Source organism: Psychrobacter glacincola (genome assembly GCF_904846215.1).
GTDB lineage: Bacteria > Pseudomonadota > Gammaproteobacteria > Pseudomonadales > Moraxellaceae > Psychrobacter > Psychrobacter glacincola.
In genome coordinates this window covers 1-895 of the sequence record NZ_CAJGZK010000062.1, presented here as the reverse complement: position 1 = coordinate 895, position 895 = coordinate 1, and the positions used below count along the sequence as shown (strand labels likewise).

Sequence of the window (895 nt, the reverse complement as noted above, 5' to 3'; positions counted from 1 at the left end):
GTTCAAGGTCAGGATTCTCTGGATCAGGGTTCTCAAGGTAAAGATAAGGTATTGGCGCTCTTTGCCAGTGTGGAGACAGGTTCTAGTCACCCGCTTGCTGAAGCCATTGTCAGTCATGCCAAAGCCGCCAAAGTTGTCATACCTGTGGCTTCTAAAGCTTCTGCTACTGCGGGTAAAGCGGTACACGCAACTATCGCTGGGCGCGCGCTAGCTATCGGTTCGCCTGTTTATGCCGCAGATGAGGCATCAATTTCAGCCGAGCAACAGGCACAAATCGAGGCGCTGCAAAATGAGGGCAAGACCGTCTCAGTTCTTTTCGATGAGCAAAGTCGAGAAGTGCTTGGATTGGTCGCACTAAGAGACGAGTTACGAGACGACGCTCATGAAGGTGTGGCTCAACTTAAAGCGATGGGTGTGCGCTCTGTTATGCTAACAGGCGACAACCGCTTAACCGCTCAAGCACTTGCCAGTAATTTAGACGTGGAATGGGAAGCTGAGCTGTTGCCTGAGGACAAACTGCGCTTGCTTAACGAGATGAAGAATAACAGCAAAATAGCGATGGTGGGTGATGGTATTAACGATGCGCCAGCACTAGCAACCGCTGATGTTGGCATCGCGATGGGTGGTGGTACCGATGTGGCCATTGAGACGGCCGATATCGCATTATTAAAAAGTCGTGTTACAGACATGGCCCATCTGATTGCACTTTCGCGTGCCACCATGCGCAACATTCATCAGAACGTCATTTTCGCTTTAGGTCTCAAAGGCGTCTTTCTGATCACGACCGTATTCGGCATTACTGGACTATGGATTGCGGTTCTAGCTGATGCTGGAGCAACAGTGCTCGTTACTCTCAATGCGTTACGTTTACTGCGCTTTAAAGGCGCGCCTCCTC

1 protein-coding gene is annotated in these 895 nt (G+C 50.6%); it reads left to right on the top strand.

The features are described 5' to 3' along the window. On the top strand, positions 1 to 895 hold an 895-nt coding region (locus JMW90_RS13395), incomplete at both ends, for an HAD-IC family P-type ATPase (protein WP_201564742.1).